The organism is Rhizobium sp. NXC24 (assembly GCF_002944315.1).
In the GTDB taxonomy this organism is placed as follows: Bacteria; Pseudomonadota; Alphaproteobacteria; order Rhizobiales; family Rhizobiaceae; genus Rhizobium.
In genome coordinates this window covers 3,713,162-3,733,578 of the sequence record NZ_CP024311.1, presented here as the reverse complement: position 1 = coordinate 3,733,578, position 20,417 = coordinate 3,713,162, and the positions used below count along the sequence as shown (strand labels likewise).

At 60.7% G+C, this 20,417-nt stretch carries 18 protein-coding genes; 12 read left to right on the top strand and 6 right to left on the bottom strand.

Annotated elements, in window-relative coordinates:
* Nucleotide 1: 1 nt before the first annotated feature.
* Both NXC24_RS18290 and NXC24_RS18285 read left to right on the top strand, forming a co-directional pair.
* Nucleotides 2-1,501 carry an aldehyde dehydrogenase gene (locus NXC24_RS18290; RefSeq protein WP_104824582.1) on the top strand — a complete coding sequence of 500 codons (1,500 nt, stop codon included), beginning with the start codon at nt 2-4 and terminating at the stop codon, nt 1,499-1,501.
* 21 nt (nt 1,502-1,522) lie between these two features.
* Entirely contained in the window at nt 1,523-2,644 is a 1,122-nt protein-coding gene (locus tag NXC24_RS18285; RefSeq protein WP_104825241.1) for a mandelate racemase/muconate lactonizing enzyme family protein, read from the top strand.
* A 40-nt stretch (nt 2,645-2,684) separates the two neighbouring features.
* On the opposite strand, the gene NXC24_RS18280 is transcribed toward NXC24_RS18285, so the two are convergent.
* Together NXC24_RS18280 and NXC24_RS18275 are read right to left on the bottom strand one after the other, a co-directional pair.
* On the bottom strand, nt 2,685-3,935 hold the full coding sequence (locus tag NXC24_RS18280; protein ID WP_104824581.1) for an acyltransferase: 1,251 nt from the start codon (nt 3,933-3,935) through the stop codon (nt 2,685-2,687).
* A 192-nt stretch (nt 3,936-4,127) separates the two neighbouring features.
* Entirely contained in the window at nt 4,128-4,703 is a 576-nt protein-coding gene (locus tag NXC24_RS18275) for an NAD(P)H-dependent oxidoreductase (protein ID WP_104824580.1), read from the bottom strand.
* 74 nt (nt 4,704-4,777) lie between these two features.
* On the opposite strand from NXC24_RS18275, the gene soxR reads away from it, so the two are divergent.
* Nucleotides 4,778-5,236, top strand: coding sequence for a redox-sensitive transcriptional activator SoxR (soxR, locus tag NXC24_RS18270; RefSeq protein ID WP_104825240.1), 459 nt, complete (start codon nt 4,778-4,780; stop codon nt 5,234-5,236).
* Nucleotides 5,237-5,349: 113 nt separating this feature from the next.
* Here the strand turns inward: soxR and glpD are convergent, their stop codons facing one another.
* A complete protein-coding gene (gene glpD / locus NXC24_RS18265; RefSeq protein WP_104824579.1) occupies nt 5,350-6,861 on the bottom strand; it encodes a glycerol-3-phosphate dehydrogenase in 1,512 nt (503 codons plus the stop codon).
* Nucleotides 6,862-6,978: 117 nt separating this feature from the next.
* Complete coding sequence (locus NXC24_RS18260) at nt 6,979-7,752, bottom strand: DeoR/GlpR family DNA-binding transcription regulator (protein ID WP_104824578.1); 774 nt, start codon at nt 7,750-7,752, stop codon at nt 6,979-6,981.
* A gap of 98 nt (nt 7,753-7,850) precedes the next feature.
* Here NXC24_RS18260 and NXC24_RS18255 point away from each other — a divergent pair, with 98 nt between their 5' ends.
* The 9 genes from NXC24_RS18255 to NXC24_RS18210 all read left to right on the top strand — a co-directional run bounded on the left by NXC24_RS18255 (nt 7,851) and on the right by NXC24_RS18210 (nt 18,518).
* A complete protein-coding gene (locus NXC24_RS18255) occupies nt 7,851-8,621 on the top strand; it encodes an SDR family oxidoreductase (protein WP_104825239.1) in 771 nt (256 codons plus the stop codon).
* Between the two features lie 101 nt (nt 8,622-8,722).
* Nucleotides 8,723-9,061, top strand: a complete 339-nt coding sequence (locus NXC24_RS18250) for a metalloregulator ArsR/SmtB family transcription factor (RefSeq protein ID WP_104824577.1) — start codon at nt 8,723-8,725, stop codon at nt 9,059-9,061.
* 620 nt (nt 9,062-9,681) lie between these two features.
* On the top strand, nt 9,682-10,578 hold the full coding sequence (locus tag NXC24_RS18240) for a LysR family transcriptional regulator (protein ID WP_104824575.1): 897 nt from the start codon (nt 9,682-9,684) through the stop codon (nt 10,576-10,578).
* Between the two features lie 117 nt (nt 10,579-10,695).
* Complete coding sequence (locus NXC24_RS18235) at nt 10,696-11,175, top strand: formate dehydrogenase subunit gamma (RefSeq protein ID WP_104824574.1); 480 nt, start codon at nt 10,696-10,698, stop codon at nt 11,173-11,175.
* Nucleotides 11,172-12,728, top strand: coding sequence for an NADH-quinone oxidoreductase subunit NuoF (locus NXC24_RS18230; protein ID WP_104824573.1), 1,557 nt, complete (start codon nt 11,172-11,174; stop codon nt 12,726-12,728). The genes NXC24_RS18235 and NXC24_RS18230 overlap by 4 nt, the downstream gene beginning before the upstream one ends.
* A gap of 6 nt (nt 12,729-12,734) precedes the next feature.
* Nucleotides 12,735-15,614 (top strand): formate dehydrogenase subunit alpha, encoded by a 2,880-nt coding sequence (fdhF, locus tag NXC24_RS18225; RefSeq protein WP_104824572.1) that lies wholly within the window; start codon nt 12,735-12,737, stop codon nt 15,612-15,614.
* A gap of 52 nt (nt 15,615-15,666) precedes the next feature.
* On the top strand, nt 15,667-16,494 hold the full coding sequence (gene fdhD, locus NXC24_RS18220; RefSeq protein WP_104824571.1) for a formate dehydrogenase accessory sulfurtransferase FdhD: 828 nt from the start codon (nt 15,667-15,669) through the stop codon (nt 16,492-16,494).
* Nucleotides 16,484-16,741: a formate dehydrogenase subunit delta gene (locus NXC24_RS18215; protein WP_104824570.1), complete on the top strand. Its 258-nt coding sequence runs from the start codon at nt 16,484-16,486 to the stop codon at nt 16,739-16,741. Before fdhD ends, NXC24_RS18215 begins: the two co-directional genes overlap by 11 nt.
* Nucleotides 16,742-16,859: 118 nt before the next feature.
* A complete protein-coding gene (locus tag NXC24_RS18210; RefSeq protein WP_104824569.1) occupies nt 16,860-18,518 on the top strand; it encodes an OFA family MFS transporter in 1,659 nt (552 codons plus the stop codon).
* An 85-nt stretch (nt 18,519-18,603) separates the two neighbouring features.
* Here the strand turns inward: NXC24_RS18210 and NXC24_RS18205 are convergent, their stop codons facing one another.
* Nucleotides 18,604-19,080: a chemotaxis protein CheW gene (locus NXC24_RS18205; RefSeq protein ID WP_104825238.1), complete on the bottom strand. Its 477-nt coding sequence runs from the start codon at nt 19,078-19,080 to the stop codon at nt 18,604-18,606.
* Nucleotides 19,081-19,214: 134 nt separating this feature from the next.
* Complete coding sequence (rocD, locus tag NXC24_RS18200) at nt 19,215-20,417, bottom strand: ornithine--oxo-acid transaminase (protein WP_104824568.1); 1,203 nt, start codon at nt 20,415-20,417, stop codon at nt 19,215-19,217.

Below are 20,417 nucleotides of genomic sequence, written 5' to 3'. Positions count from 1 at the left end.
GATGACCAAGAATTATACGCGCGACTATTGGGAAGGCGTTCTATCCGGCCTCAAGCTCGAAGGGCGGCATTTCATCGATGGCGCCTATCGCGCCTCTTCCTCCGGCGCGACCTTCACCCGCGTCCGGCCGATGGATGGCAGACCGGGTGCGGAACTGGCCCGCGGCAACGCGGCCGATATCGATGCGGCCGTGGCTGCGGCACGCGCCGCCTTTGAAAGCGGCGTCTGGCGCAGGAAGGAGCCGCTGGAAAAGAAGCGGATCATGCTGAAATGGGCCGAACTCATCCGCGCCCATGGCGAAGAACTCGCCATGCTGGAAACACTTGATGTCGGCAAGCCGGTCATGGCCTCGCTCACCGTCGATGTGCGCCTCTGCGCCGACGGCATCCAGTTCTACGCCGAGATGATCGACAAGATGTATGACGAGATTGCGCCGACCGGGCCGAATGCCCGCGCTTTGGTGCGCAAGATACCGCTCGGTGTCATCGGGGCGATTACGCCTTGGAACTATCCGATGATCATCGATGCCTGGAAACTCGGCCCGGCCATCGCGGCCGGCAATTCCGTGGTGCTGAAGCCGGCGGAGCAGTCCTCGCTATCCGCCATCCGCCTGGCCGAACTTGCGTTCGAAGCAGGGCTGCCCGCCGGTGTCTTCAACGTCGTCACCGGCTATGGCGAAGAGACCGGCAAGCCGCTGGCGCTGCATATGGATGTCGACATGATCGCCTTCACCGGCTCGACCGAGGTCGGCAAGCTGATCATGGGCTATGCGGCGCAGTCGAACGTCAAGCGCGTGGCGCTGGAACTCGGCGGCAAGTCGCCGTTGGTCGTCTTCGAAGACGCCAATCTCGATGCGGCGGCGAGTGCGGCCGCCTGGGGCTGCTTCTACAATTCCGGCGAAACCTGCCATGCCTCGACGCGGCTGATCGTGCAGCGCTCGGTGCAAGAGAAGCTGATTGCGAAGATCGAGGCGGTGACTCGCTCCGATATCGCTCTCAAGCACCCTCTCGATCCTTCGGCGCAGATCGGCGCGCTGATCGAGGAGGAGCATATGAACAAGGTGCTGTCCATGATCGCCGCCGGCGAGAAGGAAGGCGCGCGCCGCGCCTTCGGCGCCGAGCGTGTCTTGAGCGAGACTGGGGGCTATTATGTTTCGCCCGGCGTCTTCGTCGACATGACAAATAATATGAGCCTGGCGCGGCAGGAAATCTTTGGCCCCGTGCTCGCCGCTATTCCCTTCGATACCGAGGAGGAGGCCCTAAAGATCGCAAATGACACCATCTACGGCCTCGCCGGTGCCGTCTTCACCAAGGACATGGATCGTGCTCAGCGCTTTTCCGAGGCGATCCATGCGGGCACCGTATGGATCAACACCTATGACATGTCGAATTTCGCCACGCCCTTCGGCGGGTTCAAGCAGTCCGGCTTCGGGCGTGATCGCTCGGTGCATGCGATCGATAAATATTGCGACTACAAGACCATCTGGCAGCAGTTCGGCTGAGGTTTGCGGAGAGGCATGGCCATGAGCAAGATCGTTTCCATTGAGATCACCCACCATCGGCTGCCGCTCGATCCGCCGTTCAAGGCGAGCTGGGATGGGCGGCCGCGCCGGCAATTCGATGCGACGATCGTTCGCGTTCGGGATGACGAGGGCCGCGAAGGCATCGGCTCCGGCGATCTGATGAAGGGATTCGAGGGGCACGAGGATCTGTTCATCGGTCAGGACCCGCGGCATCTGGAGCGCCATTACGAGGTCCTGTCGCATATTAATTTTCACTACGGCCGCTGCTGGCCGATGGATCTGGCGCTCTGGGATCTCTCCGGCAAGATCACTGGCGAGCCGGTTTGGCGGATGCTTGGCGGCCGGGCCAGCCGTGTGCGCCTCTACGCTTCCTCCGGCGTGTTGCGAGAGCCGGCTGCAATGGCGGAGCAGGCGGAACGTTATCTCGAAGAAGGCTTTCCGGCGATGAAGGTGCGTTTCTCTTCGTCTGCGGGCGGGCGCGGCAGTTGGCGGGACGATGTGAAGGCCCTGGAGGCGATCCGTGCGCGTGTGGGCACCAGGCTGGAGTTGATGGTCGACTGCAACCAGGGTTGGCGCATGCCGTGGGATACGACATTACCATGGACTTTCAAGGATGCGCTGGCGGTTGCAAAAGAGCTGGAGCGGCTCGGCATCTACTGGATGGAGGAGCCGCTGCACCGCTCGGACCGCAAGGGCATGAAGGAGCTGAAGCAGGCGACCTCCGTGCGCATTGCCGGCGGCGAGATGACGCGGGAGCTGTATGAGATCCGTGACATCATCGAGGAACGCGCCTTCGATGTCATTCAGCCGGATGTGGCGCTGGTCGGCGGTATCACCGGCTGCCGGCGGCTGGTCTACCAGGCGCGCGAGGCGGGTGTCCAATTTACGCCGCACTCATGGACGAATGGTATCGGTGTGCTGGCGAACGCGCATTTGACCGCGGGTGTCGGGGATGCGCCTTGGCTCGAATATCCGTATGACAATCCGGAATGGAGCGAGGCCCGTCGTGACTATCCGATGGCGATGCCGCTCAAGCACGATGAGGGCTGGCTGGATTTGGGGCTATCTCCCGGCCTCGGTGTTGTTCTCGATGAGGAGCGACTGAAAGCCACCCGCATCTGACATGATGCTCGGCCTTGCCGGTCGAGTTTCGTTTCCCACCTTATCTGCCGCCCAATGGGTTCCCTTGGGCGGCTTTTTTGTCGGATGTGGGCATCGTCCGTGTCGCCTGCTCGCGGGTGCGCGCCCAGCGGATGATTGGGCGTTCCAGGCAGAAATAGCTGAAGGTGCCGATCGCGAAAATGATGAGGATTGCGACGAGGCTCGATGTGATCCATCCGCCAAGCACATTGTCGGAGCCGGTGCCGAAGGTCCAGGGGAAGAGCGTCTTCATCAGCGTCAGCACGATATCCTGCCAGATATAGACGCCGAACGAGACGGTGGCGACATAGCGGATGAGACTGAAGTCGACAACTCTTCCCAGAAAGACCGACTGCGGCAGAACGCAGAGCGCGGTAGCCGCCGCCAGGGGAAGCAGCGGGAATTGATAGGGAATGCCAAGCCACGCATAGCCTTCCGCCGGGCCGCCGATGGATTGCGGCAACTGCCATGCGCCCATGACGATCATAAGCGCTCCGATGATATCGTAGATTACCAAGCGGCGGGCAGGAAGGATGGTCTGTATTCCGGCAGCCAGCGCGCCGATCGCGAATATCGCGAAGAAGCCGACGGGGTTGTAGCGCGGCATCCATTCCTTGGCGCCGCCCTCGAAGCCATATTGCCATCCCTTTCCGACGCTGTCTGTCGGGAGATAGCTCACCACCAGCCAATGGCCGACCAGCGCGGCCGCGATAATGCCGATCCAGAGCAACCGGCTGACGAGAACGGAGCGTGATCTCGGCGTTGCATGGAACAGCAGCAGGAAGCCGATCGGCAAAAGGACATAGCAGGTTGTCTCGAAGGGGATCGACCATAGGGGGCCGTCACCCTGCACCGGAAAAAAGGTGCGCCAATGCCATTGGCTCATCAGGAAGAAGCCGGCGACATAGCGGCCGATCAACTCTCCATCGAGTGGAAATCCATAGATGGTGAAACTTAGCACGAAGCCGACCGTGAGCGCGACCCAGAAGCCCGGCAGGATGCGTGCAGCGCGGCGCATGGTGTAGATCTTCAATGACGGTAGCGGCTGGGCTCTATCCAGCGCCAGCCAGAAGGGACGCGAAAGAAGAAAGCCGCTGAGAACGAAGAAGACCGAGACGCCGTGATTGCCGAAGCGCGCCAACATGAAGGTCAAGTCCAAGGTCGGGGGGATCTTGTTGAAATCCATCCGGAGCGCGAGATGGTGGGCGAGCACCATCAGACATGCGACGGCGCGCATGAAATCCGCTCCTCCAAGACGTTTCTCGTTCTCCATCGCAATACCGCCGAAACTGTCTTCCTATTGGGTTAGGTCATCGAGGCGACTTCGGCAAGCGCAGCTTTGCGGCAAGGTAAACTTCTGGGTGTATAACAGACGTCCGGACCTGGGGTACCAGGTCCGGACGTCAAACCGGTCTTTCGCACCTGCCAGAAACGAAAGACCGTGTTCGGATATTGCAGAAGGGGCTCAGGCGGCGACGGAGCGATAGGGGCGCGTTGCGTGAGCCGGTTTCAAGGCCGCGCTCCACCAATGCAGCTTCGCCATCATCCGCACCAGCGATTGACGTGCCTCGATCGGGTTTTCAAGGGAGCCATCTTCGGCGAACCGGCCCCAGGGATTGGCGAAGCTGACGGTGTCGCGCACGGTTACGGCATGCAGCTCGGCAAAGACCAGCCGCAATTGTTCGACGGCACGAAGCCCGCCGGAAATGCCGCCATAGGAAACGAAGGCGACCGGCTTGCCCTGCCATGGCTCATAAACGAGATCGAGCACGAATTTCAGCGAGGCGGTGAAGCTGTGATTGTATTCCGGCGTGACGACGATGAAGGCATCGGCCTTGGAGAGCCGCTCGGCGAGGGCCGCGACGGCCGGATGCTCGCGGTCGTGCTGCGCCGGCAGGTCGAATTCAAGGGGATCGATAATGTCGATGTCGATCAGCGGATAGTTTTCCAGCTCACGGACGACCCAATTGACCACGCGGTCACATAGTCGGCCCTTGCGGGTGCTGCCGTAGAGAATTGCCAGCTTGGTAGGTCCAGTCATGTGTTGCTCCTGCTTTACGCGCTTCGGAGCAGGAGCTATAGAACCTCAAGTAAAGTTGAGGTCAAGGACGTATGATGGAAAAAATCGAATCCGATCAATTTTCCAAATTGCTGACGGTCGGCGAGGTGGCGGCGCGCAGCGGCGTCGCGGTCTCGACGCTGCATTTCTACGAGGCAAAAGGGCTGATCGAGAGCCATCGCAGCCGCGGCAATCAGCGGCGTTACGCCCGCGAGGTCCTGCGCCGGGTGGCGGTCATCAAGGTGGCGCAGCGTGTCGGCATTCCGCTTGCCGAGATTCAAGCGGCACTCGACACGCTGCCGCAAAGCCGGACGCCGACAGGCGCCGATTGGCGGGCGCTCTCGGCACACTGGAAGGATGATCTCGACAAAAGGATCAAGCGGCTGCAGGGCCTGCGGGATCAACTCGACGGCTGCATCGGCTGCGGCTGTCTCTCGATGCAGACCTGCCCCTTGCGCAATCCCTGGGATGTGCTGTCAGAAGAGGGGCCTGGGCCGCGTCTGCTGGATCCCTAGAGTATCCGTGTTTCTTCGAACCACGGAAGTACTCTATCTCTTGTTTTCAAGCAATTCCGGATGCAACACCGTTTCGCACTTTTGCTGGAATTGCTCTGGAGCGCCGTGCCTGCCTAAGCATGAACGCGCGTGCCGGCCATATAATCATCCAGCGCGGCGGCTTCATCCTTCGAGAGATAGAGGCCTTTCTTCGAGCGACGCCAAAGGACGTCGGCGGCGGTATAGGCCCATTCATGCGCCATGAGATAGCGGACTTCCGCTTCATAGAGATCGCTGCCGAAGCTGCGGCCGAGATCGGCCGCGGTCTTCGCCTCTCCAAGGAGCATAGCGGCGCGGGTGCCATATCGGCGCACCAGCCGGCGGGCATGCGGGTCGGCGAGGAAGGGATAACGTGCCTTCAGCTTGGCGACCTCGGCCTCGTAGCCGCGAACCGGAAAATCGCCGCCCGGAAGGGAGCTCTTGGCCGTCCATGGCGTTCCCTTGAGGCCGATGACCTCTCCGATCTTTTCCAGCGCATGTTCGCTAAGGCGGCGATAGGTGGTGAGCTTGCCCCCGAAAACGTTGAGCAACGGCGCCTGTCCCTCGGCGCCTTCGACCTTCAGCACATAATCGCGCGTCGCTTCCTGCGCCTTGGAAGCGCCGTCGTCATAGAGCGGACGTACGGCGGAATAGGACCAGACGATGTCCTCGCGCCGGACCGGCTCCTTGAAATATTCGCTGGCGGCGCTGCAGAGATAGGTGGTTTCCTCGTCGGAAATCTTCACATCCTTCGGATCATCCTTGTAGTCGCGATCCGTCGTGCCGATAAGGGTGAAATCCTGTTCATAGGGGATGGCGAAGATGATGCGGTTATCTGGATTTTGGAAGAAATAGGCGCGAGGATCGTCGAACTTTTTGCGGACGATGATATGGCTGCCCTGCACCAGGCGGACATTGTGCACCTGGTTCTTGCCGAAGGCGTCGGACAGGACATGGTCGACCCAGGGACCGGCGGCATTGATGAGCATGCGCGACTGGAACGTGCGCTTCTCGCCGGTGACGGTGTCCTGTGTTTCAATCGTCCAGGTGACCCCTTCGCGACGAGCGGAAATTACCTTGGTCCGCGGCATGATCGTGGCGCCGCGATCGGCCGCGTCGCGGGCGTTGAGCACGACCATGCGCGCATCGTCCACCCAGCCGTCGGAATATTCGAAAGCCTTGGTAAACAACGCCTTCAGCGGTTTTCCCGCCGGGTCCCTCTTCATGTCCAGCGTCGCGGTCGGCGGCAGCAGCTTGCGGCCACCGAGATGATCATAGAGGAAGAGGCCGAGGCGGATCAACCAGGCCGGGCGGATGCCGCCCTTGTGGTAAGGCAGGACGAAACGCATCGGCCAGATGATGTGCGGCGCCATCGCCCAGAGCACTTCACGCTCCATCAGCGACTCGCGCACCAGGCGGAATTCATAATGTTCGAGGTAGCGCAGGCCGCCGTGGATGAGCTTGGTCGCCCCGGACGATGTGCCGGAGGCGAAATCATTCATTTCCGCAAGCGCCACCTTGTAGCCGCGTCCGGCAGCGTCACGAGCTATGCCGCAGCCGTTGATGCCGCCGCCGATAACGAAAATGTCGTAAATCTGCTCGCTCACCCGCCCCTCCGAAAAGGTCTGCCATTTTGGGAAATGGAAAATTCGAAAATTGATTCATCTAAAACGAAATCAATCCGAATGTCAAACGAACGTTTCGTGACGAAAGCGATGTGAGGATCAATTCTGGCGGCGCGAGGTTTCCAACAGGCGAACGCCGTGTTCCGCCGCGGCGGCGCGGACGGATTCGACGCGACATTCGTCGGTAACGAAAGTATGGACTTGCGAGAGATGGCCGATGCGCACCGGAGCGGTGCGTTCGAACTTGGTGCTGTCGGCCACCAGGATGACATGGCGGGCATTGGCAATGATTGCCTGCGCCACTTTCACTTCGCGGAAATCGAAATCCAAAAGCGCGCCGTCGGCGTCGACAGCCGAAGTCCCGATGATGGCGTAGTCCACCTTGAATTGCCTGATAAAATCGACCGCGGCTTCCCCGACGATGCCGCCATCCGAGCCGCGCACGACGCCGCCCGCGATAACCACTTCGATCGACGGGAAAATACGTAACTTATTGGCAACGTTGATGTTATTGGTGATGACCATCAATTCGTGATGGCCGAGGAGCGCCTCGCCGACTGCTTCCGTGGTGGTGCCGATATTGATGAAAAGAGAGGTGTTGTTGGGGATCAAGCCGGCGGCGGCGCGGCCGATCGCCTGCTTTTCAGGGGCGGCGATGGAGCGGCGCGCTTCGTATTTGACGTTTTCCGTACCGCCGGGAAAGATCGCGCCACCGTGGACGCGCGATAGAACGCGGCCGTCACAGAGATCGTTCAAATCCTTGCGGATGGTTTGTGGCGTTACCGAAAAACGCAGCGCCAGTTCCTCCACCAGCACGCGCCCCTCAGCCTTGGCGATTTCCAGAATCTCCGTCTGGCGTCCGGATAGGAACATTGTCGACGCTCCCTTTCTTTCGTTTTTTCGTCATCATATGATAAAGTGAAAATTCCGCAATTGCCGACGCGCGGATTCTGCACATTGGGGAGGTCATGGTGTTTCATCCGAAGCTATTCGAAAATCGCAATGTCGTCGTCACCGGCGCCGGCCGTGGCATCGGGCTGGAGGTGGCGCGGCAGTTTCTCGATTGCAGTGCGCGCGTTCTCGTCCATGTCGGCCGCGACCCCGGCCGTGAGCTGCCGGATTTTCTGTTGGAGGCCGAACTCGATCGTCGCGCCTTTCTCGTTCCCGCTGATTTCACCAGTGAAAGCGGCACCAGGGACTTTGCTCTCGCCGCCGCTGATGTGTTCGACCGCATCGATGTGCTGGTCAACAATGCCGGTACCATGGTCGGCCGCTTTCCGGCCGGCGAATTGACCGACGAGTGGTATGACCGGATTGTCCAGCTCAACCAGACCTCGGTCGTCGAGGTGACCAGGGCGCTGTTGCCGCTGTTGCGGGCGGCCGGGCAGGCGGCGATCGTCAATACGGTCTCGATCTCGGCTTTGACCGGCGGCAGTCCTGGGTCGGCGATCTATTCCGCCTCCAAGGCTTTCGTTGCCACCTACTCGAAGGCTTTGGCGCGCGAGCTGGCGCCGGACGGGATCCGGGTGAATTGCGTATCGCCGGGAACCATCGCCACCGATTTCCACGAGCGGTATTCGTCGAAGGAAAAACTCGAACAGACCCGCCGGTCGATCCCGTTACAGCGTCTGGGCACAGCGGAGGATTGCGCGCCTGCCTATCTCTTCCTCGCCGCGCCAACGCTCTCGGGCTACATCACCGGCCAAGTGATCGAGATCAACGGAGGACAGCTTATCTGCTGATAATCGGACCTTTTTTGGTGTTCTGCGACCTTTTGAACCAGCTTATGGATTCATAATATTATAAACATATCTCTATGTGAGTTATCACTAGAGGCCATCCTATGTCGCTGTCTCCACCGCCTGGCGGTGCCGCCGAGCATAATGTCGAGGAACTGACGGCGGAGGCCCGGCGGGCGAGCATTTTGTTGAAGGCTCTGTCGCACGAGACGCGGCTGATCATCCTCTTTATGCTGGCCACTGGCGAAAAGACCGTTACGGAGATCGAGGGGTTGCTCGGTCTGCAGCAGGCGGTGGTTTCTCAGCATCTGGCGCGGCTTCGCCTGGAAAAGCTGGTCGATACGCGTCGCGAAGGCCGGCTCATCTATTATGCTGTCGCCAGTTCTGAAATCTGCGCCGCAATCAATTCGCTGCAAAAAATCTTCTGCACGGGCGATTGCTGAAACGTCCTCCTCGGGCTGTCAGGCTTGAGCCGCGACTGCCGACTGGCCTCTGCGTTTATTCGGAAATTTCCGAAGCCTCGTTTTGGCCTTCAATTCATCATCGTATCGTCAACTGCCTGACATGACAGTGTTATGCAAGGCCGCTAATACTCCCTTATAAGATAAAAGGAGGATAGGCCGTGCAGAATAGTGAAATGACGATTTCGGAAGTTCTGCGAGATCCGATGATCCGCCAGATGCTCCGTGCCGATCGCGTATCGTTGAGCGACTTTGCGAAACTTCTGGAAAAAACGGCCCGTGCGAGAAATGCTGCCTCTGCCGAACAGGATGCGATACCGTTTATCCCTCGCGTTTTCATTGAGCGCTCATCGGCTGGTGGCGAGACCGCTCTCTAGGGAATTTTCGGAGGGGCACGATTTCCGACGACGGCAGTAGAAGCTAGTGAATGCAGCCGGATTTGGCGAAAGCCTTTCCGGCTGCATTCTTACTTGCGCCTTCAGAGGCAGAGACGGGGTGTGATTGCTGGAGGAGTGCGGTGAACCGCCCCAATGCCTCACTTCTATTTTCCAATGTTGCGCTGATGCCCTGGCCCGTTTAACTCTCGCATTCAGGAGAGTTAAATGATCGATAAGCTGGAATTCTTCATCGCGCTTGCCAACCAGAAGCATTTCGGCCGTGCTGCGGAGGAATGCGGGGTGACGCAGCCGACATTGTCGGCGGCGATCAGGCAGTTGGAGGATCAGCTCGGCGTCATGCTCGTCAGCCGCGGCTCGCGCTTTCAGGGGCTCACGCCGGAGGGCCAGCGGGTGCTGGAATGGGCGCGACGCATCGTCGGCGATACCAGAACCATGCGCGAGGAAATGCGGGCTGCGCGCAAGGGGCTTGCCGGCCATCTCCGCATCGCCGCCATTCCGACGGCGCTTGCCATGGTGCAGAAGATCACCGCGCCGTTTCAGGAGCGGCATCCCGACGTCACCTTCTCCATTACCTCGCGCAATTCGCTGCAGGTGCTGAGCCTGCTTGAAAACCTCGAGATCGATGCCGGCATCACCTATCTGGAAAACGAGCCGCTCGGCCGCGTCACCAGCGTGCCGCTTTATGCCGAGCGCTATCATCTGATAACGGCCGCCGGCAGCCCGCTGGCCGAGCGCACAAGTGTGACGTGGAAGGAAGTGGGCGATCTTCGGCTTTGTCTATTGACGGCCGATATGCAGAACCGCCGGATCATCAACCGGCATCTCGGCGAAGCCGGCGCGACCGCCCGGCCGACGCTGGAATCCAATTCGATGATCGTGCTGTTTTCCCATGTCCAGACCGGACGCTGGGCGAGCATCATGCCGAAGAATATCGCCGATTCCTTCGGCTTTCCGGCCGATATTCATAAGATCCCCATCACGGAGCCGGAGGCGGAGCATCTCGTCGGCCTGGTGGCCACCCATCGCGAACCGTTTACGCCGCTTGTCTCCGCTTTGCTGCACGAGGCACGATTGCTGGCCGAAGGCAATAAGAGTCGATAGGAGTTTTCTATCGACTGACGGGATTACCTTATTGATCCCCCGCCTCTTCCTTGCGATTTTTGTTTGGTGAGCACGCGTCGACGCCTGTTTACGGAGGAAAGCCTGGGAGGGCTGCATATGAATTTGCATCTTGGTTCGGGCGAGATCGCGGCCCGCGCCGGCGTTATCATCGACAGCATGAAGTCGATGGAAGGTCCGCTCCTGCCGATCCTGCACGGGATCCAGGAGGAATTCGGTTATGTGCCGCAGGATACGCTTCCGTTGATCGCCAAGGCCCTGAACCTATCGCGCGCCGAAGTGCATGGCGTGATGACCTTCTACCATGATTATCGCGATCATCCCGCTGGCCGTCATGTCCTGAAGCTCTGTCGTGCCGAAGCCTGTCAGTCGATGGGCGGCGATGCGCTGGCCGAGCACGTCAAGCGGCTGCTTGGTATCGATTTTCACCAGACGACGCTGGATGGCAGCGTGACGCTGGAGCCGGTCTACTGTCTCGGCCTCTGCGCCTGCGCGCCGTCGGCGATGCTGGACGGCGAGCTGCACGGCCGCCTGGACGATGAGGCCGTCGAAGACCTCGTGAAGGAGGCGCGCCGATGACGGTGAAGATTTACATTCCCCGCGATGCTGCCGCTCTTTCCCTCGGTGCCGAAAAGGTGGCGAAGGCGGTCGCGCAGGAGATCGCCAGCCGGGGTCTTGATGCGCAGATTGTGCGCAACGGCTCGCGCGGCATGTTCTGGCTGGAGCCGCTGGTCGAGGTTGAAGTCGACGGCAAGCGTATCGGTTATGGGCCGGTGAAGGCCAAGGACGTGGCTGATATTTTCGATGCCGGGCTGATCACCGGCGGCGCTCATCCGCTCTGTCTTGGGGAGGTCGAAAACCTCCCATTCCTCAAGGAACAGACCCGTCTCACTTTCGCCCGTTGCGGCATCACAGATCCTCTTTCACTGGAAGACTATGAAGCCCATGGCGGTCTGAAGGGGGTGCGTCGCGCCGTCGACATGGCGGCAGGCGATATCGTCAAGGAGGTCACCGATTCCGGCCTGCGCGGTCGCGGTGGTGCAGGTTTCCCGACCGGTATCAAATGGAAGACGGTGCTCGACGCGCCGGGCGACCGCAAATACATCGTCTGCAATGCCGACGAGGGCGACAGCGGCACCTTCGCCGACCGTATGATCATGGAAGGCGATCCCTTCGTGCTGATCGAGGGCATGGCGATCGCCGGCCTAGCGACCGGCGCGACCAAGGGTTTCGTCTACACGCGCTCGGAATATCCGCATGCGATTGCCGTCATGACCGAGGCGGTCGAGATCGCCAGAGCTGCCGGCATTCTCGGTGCCTCGGTGCTTGGCTCCGGCAAGGCTTTCGATATGGAGATCCGCAGCGGCGCCGGCGCCTATGTTTGTGGCGAGGAAACGTCGCTGCTCAACAGCCTGGAAGGCAAGCGCGGCGTTGTGCGCGCCAAGCCCCCGCTGCCGGCGCATAAGGGCCTGTTCGACTGTCCGACCGTCATCAACAATGTCATTTCGCTCGCCTCCGTCCCGGTCATCATGGACAAGGGGGCTGCCTTCTACCGCGATTTCGGCATGGGCCGTTCGCGCGGCACGATTCCTCTCCAGATCGCCGGCAACGTCAAACATGCTGGCCTCTATGAGACGGCCTTCGGCCTATCGCTTGGCGATATCGTCGACAGGATCGGCGGCGGCACGAGGTCTGGCAGGCCGGTGAAGGCGGTGCAGGTCGGCGGGCCGCTGGGGGCTTATTTCCCTCGCAAGCTCTTCGATACGCCCTTCGACTATGAAGCCTTTGCGGCCAAGGACGGGCTGATCGGCCATGCCGGCATCGTCGTCTTCGACGATACGGCCGACATGTTGAAGCAGGCGCGTTTCGCCATGGAATTCTGCGCGGTGGAAAGCTGCGGCAAGTGCACGCCCTGCCGTATCGGCTCGATCCGCGGCGTCGAGACGGCAGACAAGATCGCACGCGGCATCGAGCCGGAACAGAACCGGGCGCTGCTTGCCGATCTCTGCAACACGATGAAATTCGGCTCGCTTTGCGCACTCGGCGGGTTCACGCCCTATCCGGTCATGAGCGCGATGACGCATTTTCCGGAGGATTTCTCTCCGGTTCCCCTGATTGAAGCGGCGGAGTAAGACCAGATGTCCCTTGTTTCCGAAATTGATTACGGTACTCCAGCCTCCCGCTCCGAAAGCATGGTGTCCTTGACCATCGACGGGCAGCAAATCACCGTGCCGGAAGGTACCTCGGTCATGCGCGCGTCGAGAGAAGCCGGGATCATGGTGCCGAAGCTGTGCGCCACCGACATGATCGATGCCTTCGGCTCCTGCCGCCTCTGTCTGGTCGAGATCGAGGGAAGGGCAGGCACGCCGGCTTCCTGCACGACGCCGGTGGCGCCGGGCATGGTGGTGCACACACAGACCGGACGATTGAAGGATATTCGCCGTGGCGTGATGGAGCTTTATATCTCCGACCATCCGCTCGACTGCCTGACCTGCGCCGCCAATGGCGATTGCGAATTGCAGGATATGGCGGGCGCTGTCGGTCTGCGCGACGTGCGCTATGGCTACGACGGCGACAATCACGTCAAGGCACGCAACAACGGCGACATCAATCAGAAATGGATGCCTAAGGACGAGTCCAATCCCTATTTCACCTATGATCCGTCGAAATGCATCGTCTGCTCCCGTTGCGTGAATGCCTGTGAGGAGGTGCAGGGCACCTTCGCGCTGACTATCGAGGGCCGCGGTTTTGGCTCGCGCGTCTCGGCGGGCATGCATGAGCATTTCATCGATTCGGAATGCGTTTCCTGCGGCGCCTGCGTGCAGGCTTGCCCGACCGCGACTCTGACCGAGAAATCGGTGATATCGATCGGCCAGCCGGAACACTCCGTCGTCACCACCTGCGCCTATTGCGGCGTCGGCTGCTCGTTCAAGGCGGAAATGCGCGGCGAGGAACTGGTGCGCATGGTGCCCTGGAAGGACGGCCAAGCCAATCGCGGCCATTCCTGCGTCAAGGGCCGCTTCGCCTACGGCTATTCGACTCACAAGGACCGCATCCTCAATCCGATGGTCCGCGAGAAGATCAGCGATCCCTGGCGGGAAGTCACCTGGGATGAGGCCTTTGCCCACATCGCCACGGAGTTCAAGCGCCTGCAATATCAATACGGCCGCGACTCCATCGGTGGCATCACCTCGTCGCGCTGCACCAATGAGGAGACCTACCTCGTGCAGAAGCTGGTGCGCGCCGGCTTCGGCAACAACAACGTCGATACTTGCGCCCGCGTCTGCCATTCGCCAACCGGCTACGGCCTCGGCCAGACCTTCGGCACTTCGGCCGGCACGCAGGATTTCGACAGCGTCGAACATTCCGATGTCGTCGTCGTCATCGGCGCCAATCCGACGGACGGCCATCCGGTCTTCGGTTCGCGGCTGAAGAAGCGGCTGCGCCAGGGCGCCAAGCTTATCGTCATCGATCCCCGCCGCATCGATCTGGTGCGCACGCCGCATGTCGAGGCGAGCTATCACCTGCCGCTGAAGCCGGGCACCAACGTCGCCATGCTGACGGCGCTCGCCCATGTCATCGTCACCGAAGGCTTGTTCGACGAGAAGTTCATCCGCGAACGCTGCGACTGGTCCGAATTCGAGGATTGGGCTGCCTTCGTCGCCGAGCCGCAGCATAGCCCGGAGGAGACGGAAAAGTTCACCGGCGTTCCCGCCGATCTCGTGCGTGGCGCGGCCCGCCTCTATGCCAAGGGCGGCAATGGCGCGATCTATTACGGCCTTGGCGTCACTGAGCACAGCCAGGGCTCGACGACCGTTATGGCGATCGCCAATCTCGCCATGGCGACGGGCAATATCGGCCGTCCGGGCGTCGGCGTGAACCCGTTGCGCGGCCAGAACAATGTGCAGGGCTCCTGCGACATGGGGTCCTTCCCGCATGAGCTGCCGGGCTATCGCCACATCTCCGACGATGCGACGCGTGACATCTTCGAAAAGCTCTGGGGCGTAAAGCTCAACAACGAGCCCGGTCTGCGCATCCCCAACATGCTCGATGCCGCCGTCGATGGCACCTTCAAAGGCATCTACATCCAAGGTGAGGATATTCTGCAGTCCGATCCGGACACCAAGCATGTCGCCGCCGGCCTTGCCGCCATGGAATGCGTCGTCGTTCACGACCTCTTCCTGAATGAGACGGCCAACTACGCCCACGTCTTCCTGCCGGGCTCGACCTTCCTCGAAAAGGACGGCACCTTCACCAATGCCGAGCGTCGCATCAATCGCGTGCGCAAAGTCATGACCCCACGCAACGGCTATGGGGATTGGGAAGTGACGCAGAAGATGGCGCAGGCCATGGGCCTTGCCTGGAACTATACGCATCCGTCCGAGATCATGGACGAGATCGCCGCGACGACGCCGAGCTTCGCGCTTGTCTCCTATGACTATCTGGAAAAGATGGGCTCGGTGCAGTGGCCATGCAACGAGAAGACGCCTCTTGGCTCGCCGATCATGCATGTCGATGGTTTCGTGCGCGGCAAGGGCAAGTTCATCCGCACGGAATATGTCGCGACCGACGAACGCACCGGCCCGCGCTTTCCGCTGCTGCTCACCACCGGGCGTATCCTCAGCCAGTACAATGTCGGCGCACAAACGCGGCGGACGGACAATGTTGTCTGGCATGCGGAGGACCGGTTGGAGATCCATCCGCACGATGCCGAACAGCGCGGCATCCGCGACGGCGATTGGGTCAAGCTCGCCAGCCGCTCGGGCGACACGACGCTGCGCGCGCTGATCACCGATCGCGTGGCCCCCGGCGTCGTCTACACGACCTTCCATCATCCGGACACGCAGGCGAATGTCATCACAACCGACTATTCCGACTGGGCGACCAATTGTCCGGAATACAAGGTGACGGCGGTGCAGGTCTCGCCCTCCAACGGCCCGTCGCAATGGCAGATCGACTATGACGAACAAGCGCGGCAATCGCGCCGGATTGCTGGGAAGCTGGAGGCAGCGGAGTGATATCCGATGGATTGACCCCTTCTCCCCGTCGGGGAGAAGGAAGGGTCGCCACATGACCCGTTTCACCCGCACCACGACCGTCCCCGAAACTGCCCGCCGCAATGGCCTGGTACGCTCGGGTACGCGCACCGTGCCGGAAGAAGTTCCGATTGCCTTTTCCTATGGCGGCACGTCGCATGCGGTGATGATGGGTACGCCTGCCGATATCGAGGATTTTGCGGTCGGCTTCAGCCTGACCGAGGGCATCATTACCAATGTCGATCAGATAGCCGCGATCGAGCCGATAGAGGACGAGCGGGGGATCGATATGCAGATCACTCTGGTCGATGACGCGGCCGATGCGCTGCGCGTCCGGCGGCGGCATATGGCCGGGCCGGTCGGCTGTGGGCTCTGTGGCATCGAATCGATCGAGCAGGCGGTGCGCGAGGTGCCGGATGTTTCGAAGGTCGCTCTGACAATCTCGTATGGGGATATCGTCAAAGCGGTCGCTCTTTTGAGCGACGCGCAGGTATTGAACCATGAGACCCGCGCCGTGCATGGGGCGGGCTTTTATATTTCGGCCGAGGGATTGATCGCCGTGCGTGAAGATGTCGGGCGCCATAATGCGTTGGACAAGCTCTGCGGCGCCGTCATCCGTTCCGGCCATAAGGGGCCTGAGGGCGTCGTTGCCGTCACCAGCCGCTTGTCGGTCGAGATGGTGCAGAAGGCTGCGATACTGGGCAGCTCCGTCCTCATTGCCATTTCCGCGCCGACCGCACTTGCCATCCGCACCGCCGAAGAAGCCGGCATGACGCTGGTAGCACTGGTGCGCGGCGACGATTTTGAGATTTTCACCCATCCGCAGCGCATTACCCCAGGGAGCATCGCCGATGTCGCCTGACGAAACACCCCACGGCAAAACGTCAGCCAAGCTCGTCTATATGGCGAACCAGATCGCCACTTTCTTCAAAACGCAGCCAGCCAACGAGGCGGCACAGGGCGTTGCGACGCATATCAATAAATTCTGGGATCCGCGGATGCGGCGGCAGTTTTTCGAAATAATTGATAATGGAAATAGTGGATTGGATCCCTTGGTGCTGGAGGCAGCCCCATTGATCCATAGGCCGGAGCCAGTCAAGCAAGACTGATCCGGTCAAATATTAGATATTCTGAATAAGAAGGGAGGATGGCGGAATCTGCTCGTTAATGCAATTTAAAGTAGAAAAATTGAGAATTTCCAGTCTCTGAATCAAGGAGGAGTTGTTCATGACGACTGCGGAAACAGATATTTCAAGAGAACAGATAACATCAGGTTTGCTCGATCGCGAGCGCATTATCGCCAAACCCGGTTTCAATCGATGGCTGGTGCCGCCGGCAGCTCTGGCGATCCATCTTTGCATTGGCATGGCTTATGGTTTCAGCGTCTTCTGGCTGCCATTGTCGAAAGCGCTCGGCATTTCGACGCCGCCGGCCGAATGCGCTGGCCTCAATCTTCTTTCCGCCCTCGTCACCACGAGCTGCGATTGGCGCGTCAGCGATCTCGGCTGGATCTATACCTTGTTTTTCGTATTGCTGGGCTCTTCCGCTGCCATTTGGGGCGGCTGGCTGGAGCGGGTCGGGCCGCGCAAGGCGGGCGTCGTCTCCGCTTGCTGCTGGTGCGGCGGCATTCTGGTTGCCGCGATCGGCGTCGTCTTCCATCAGCTTTGGCTGATGTGGATCGGCGCCGGCGTCATCGGCGGCGTCGGTCTCGGTCTCGGCTATATCTCGCCGGTATCGACGCTTATCAAATGGTTTCCCGATCGGCGCGGCATGGCGACGGGCATGGCTATCATGGGCTTCGGGGGAGGAGCGATGATCGGCGCGCCGCTCGCCAACCTGCTGATGACCAGCTTCCGCAGCGACGGTTCAGCCGGAGTCTGGCAGACATTCGTCGTCATGGCGGCGATCTACTTCGTCTTCATGATGGGCGGCGCCTTCGGCTACCGCCTGCCGCCGGCCGGCTGGCGCCCGGATGGATGGACGCCGCCCGCCGCCAAGAGCACGATGATCACGACCAAGCACGTGCATCTGCGCGACGCCCATAAGACCAAGCAGTTCTGGCTGATCTGGGCTGTGCTATGCCTCAACGTCTCGGCTGGCATCGGCGTCATCGGCATGGCTTCGCCGATGCTACAGGAAATCTTCGGTGGTGCGCTGATCGGTCTGCCGGATGTGACGTTCGCCGCTCTGAGCAAAGACCAGGTGGCCGCCGTCGCTGTGATCGCCGCGGGCTTTGCCGGTCTCCTGTCGCTCTTCAATATTGGCGGTCGCTTCTTCTGGGCATCCTTGTCCGATAGAATCGGGCGCAAGAACACCTATTATTGCTTCTTCGTTATCGGGATTGCGCTCTATGTCCTTGCACCGTGGGCAGCGGGCATTCACAGCAAGGTGCTGTTCGTAGGTGCCCTTTGCATCATCCTGTCGATGTATGGCGGCGGCTTCGCCACGGTTCCCGCCTATCTCGCTGATATCTTCGGCACGCAGTTCGTCGGTGCGATCCATGGCCGGTTGCTCACCGCCTGGGCGACGGCCGGCATCATCGGTCCGGTGGTGGTCAACTATATCCGCGAGGCGCAGAAGGCTGCCGGCGTCGAAGGCGCGCAGCTTTACAGCTTCACCATGTATATCCTCGCCGGCATGTTGGCGTTGGGTCTGATCGCCAACTCGCTGGTGAAGCCGCTTTCGGACAAATGGTTCATGTCGGATGGCGAGGTTGCTGCCTTGCAGGCGAGAACCGCCGCCGCGAACGCCGGCCCCACCGGTTCCTTCGGCATCGGCACAGGCGGCCTCGACGCCAGGGCGCTGATCGCCTGGGCGATCGTCGGCATCCCGTTGCTCTGGGGCGTCTGGGTGACGATCAAGAGCACATACGCGCTGTTTGGCTGAACCCCGGCACGGCGACTGCATGCAGAAGCCGTCCTGGAAAACCGGGGCGGCTCTATTCATAGAGAATGGTATGAAGAACGAGCGTTTAGGCGGCGAGTTCTTCCGTTTCGTTTTCCTTGAACATCTTGGCGAGGTTCAGGAAGCAGATCATGCCGCTTTCGGTGGCGATGATGCCTTCGCAGAAGGCGCGATCGAAGGAAGCCGTGACCTCAGGGACCGGCTGGACCTGGCTCGAGGAGATCGTCAGGATGTCGGAAACGCGGTCGACCAGCATACCGATGACCATGTTGTGGACTTCGGCGACGACGATGGCGCTGCGCTCGTTTGCGACCGTGCTCTTCATGCCGAGTTTGTAGGCGAGATCGATGATCGGAATGACCGAGCCGCGCAGGTTCATGACGCCGATGACATCGGCCGGCGCATGCGGGATCGGCGTCGACGGCGCCCAGCCGCGGATTTCGCGGATCGTGGTGGTCTTGACGCAGAACTCCTGATCATGAAGCCGGAAGGCAATGATCTCCAAGGTGTCGCCGCTGAAGCTGGTGGAATTGATCGTGGCCATGAACATTCTTCCCATTCAAGTATGGCGCCAAAACTGACGCGTTATCATGAGAATAACGCAAGAATGTTGCTCAAACCTAAACCTGCCGAAGAGATTTCGGCAGGATATACTTTAGGTACTTCTCAAGATCAGGCCTATTGGGCCAGCACCTTGTCGATCTGTTCCAGTGCCCAATCGACCTGATCGCGGGTGATGACCAGGGGCGGCGCGAGGCGGATCGTGTGGTCGTGCGTGTCCTTGGCGAGCAGGCCGATATCCTTGAGCTGGTAGCAATATTGTCGTGCCCCGCCGGCTTCCGGCACCAGCTCCACCGCCATCATAAGGCCGCGGCCGCGGACGTCCTTGACGATAGTCGAACGGATCGAGCGCAGGCCTTCGAGGAAATAATCGCCCATGACGGCGGCGTTCTCGATCATGCCTTCTTCAGTCAGGACGCGCAGCGCGGCGCGAGCGACGGCGCAGGCCAGCGGATTGCCGCCGAAGGTGGAGCCATGCTGGCCGGGCTTCAAGACGCCAAGCACTTCAGAATTGGAAAGCACAGCGGAGACGGGATAGAAGCCGCCCGACAGAGCCTTGCCGATCAGCGTTACGTCGGCCTCGATGCCCTCATGCTCCTCGGCGAGCAGCTTACCCGTGCGGCCGAGGCCAGTCTGGATCTCATCGAGGATGAGGGTGACGTTGTTGACGGTGCAGAGTTCGCGCACGCGGGTGAAGTAGCCGGGCGCGGGAATGATGACACCGGCCTCGCCCTGGATCGGCTCGATCAGCGCTGCGACGGTGTTTTTGTTGATCGCGGCAGCAAAGGCCTCAGCATCGCCGAAAGGAACAGTGCGGAAGCCCGGCGTATAGGGGCCGAAGCCGGTGCGGGCATCCGGATCGGTCGAGAAGCTGATGATGCTGAGCGTCCGGCCGTGGAAATTGTTGGAGCAGACGATAATCTCGGCCTGGTTTTCCGGAACGCCCTTCACCTCATAGCCCCATTTGCGCACCGCCTTGATCGCGGTTTCGACGGCTTCGGCGCCGGAGTTCATCGGCAGGATCTTGTGCGAGCCGGTCAGCGCCGCCAGCTCCTCGTAGAGATAGGCGAGCTGGTCGTTGCGGAAGGCGCGGGAGGTGAGCGTCAGCTTGCCGGATTGCTCGATCATCGCCTCGCGGATTTTCGGATGGCAATGCCCCTGGTTGACCGCGGAATATGCTGACAGGCAATCGAGGTAGCGCTTGCCGTCGGTGTCCCAGACATAGACGCCTTCGCCGCGGGTCAGCACGACATCGAGCGGCTTGTAATTATGGGCGCCGAGGCGCTGTTCAGTGGCGATAAGATCGGTTGATGCGCTCAT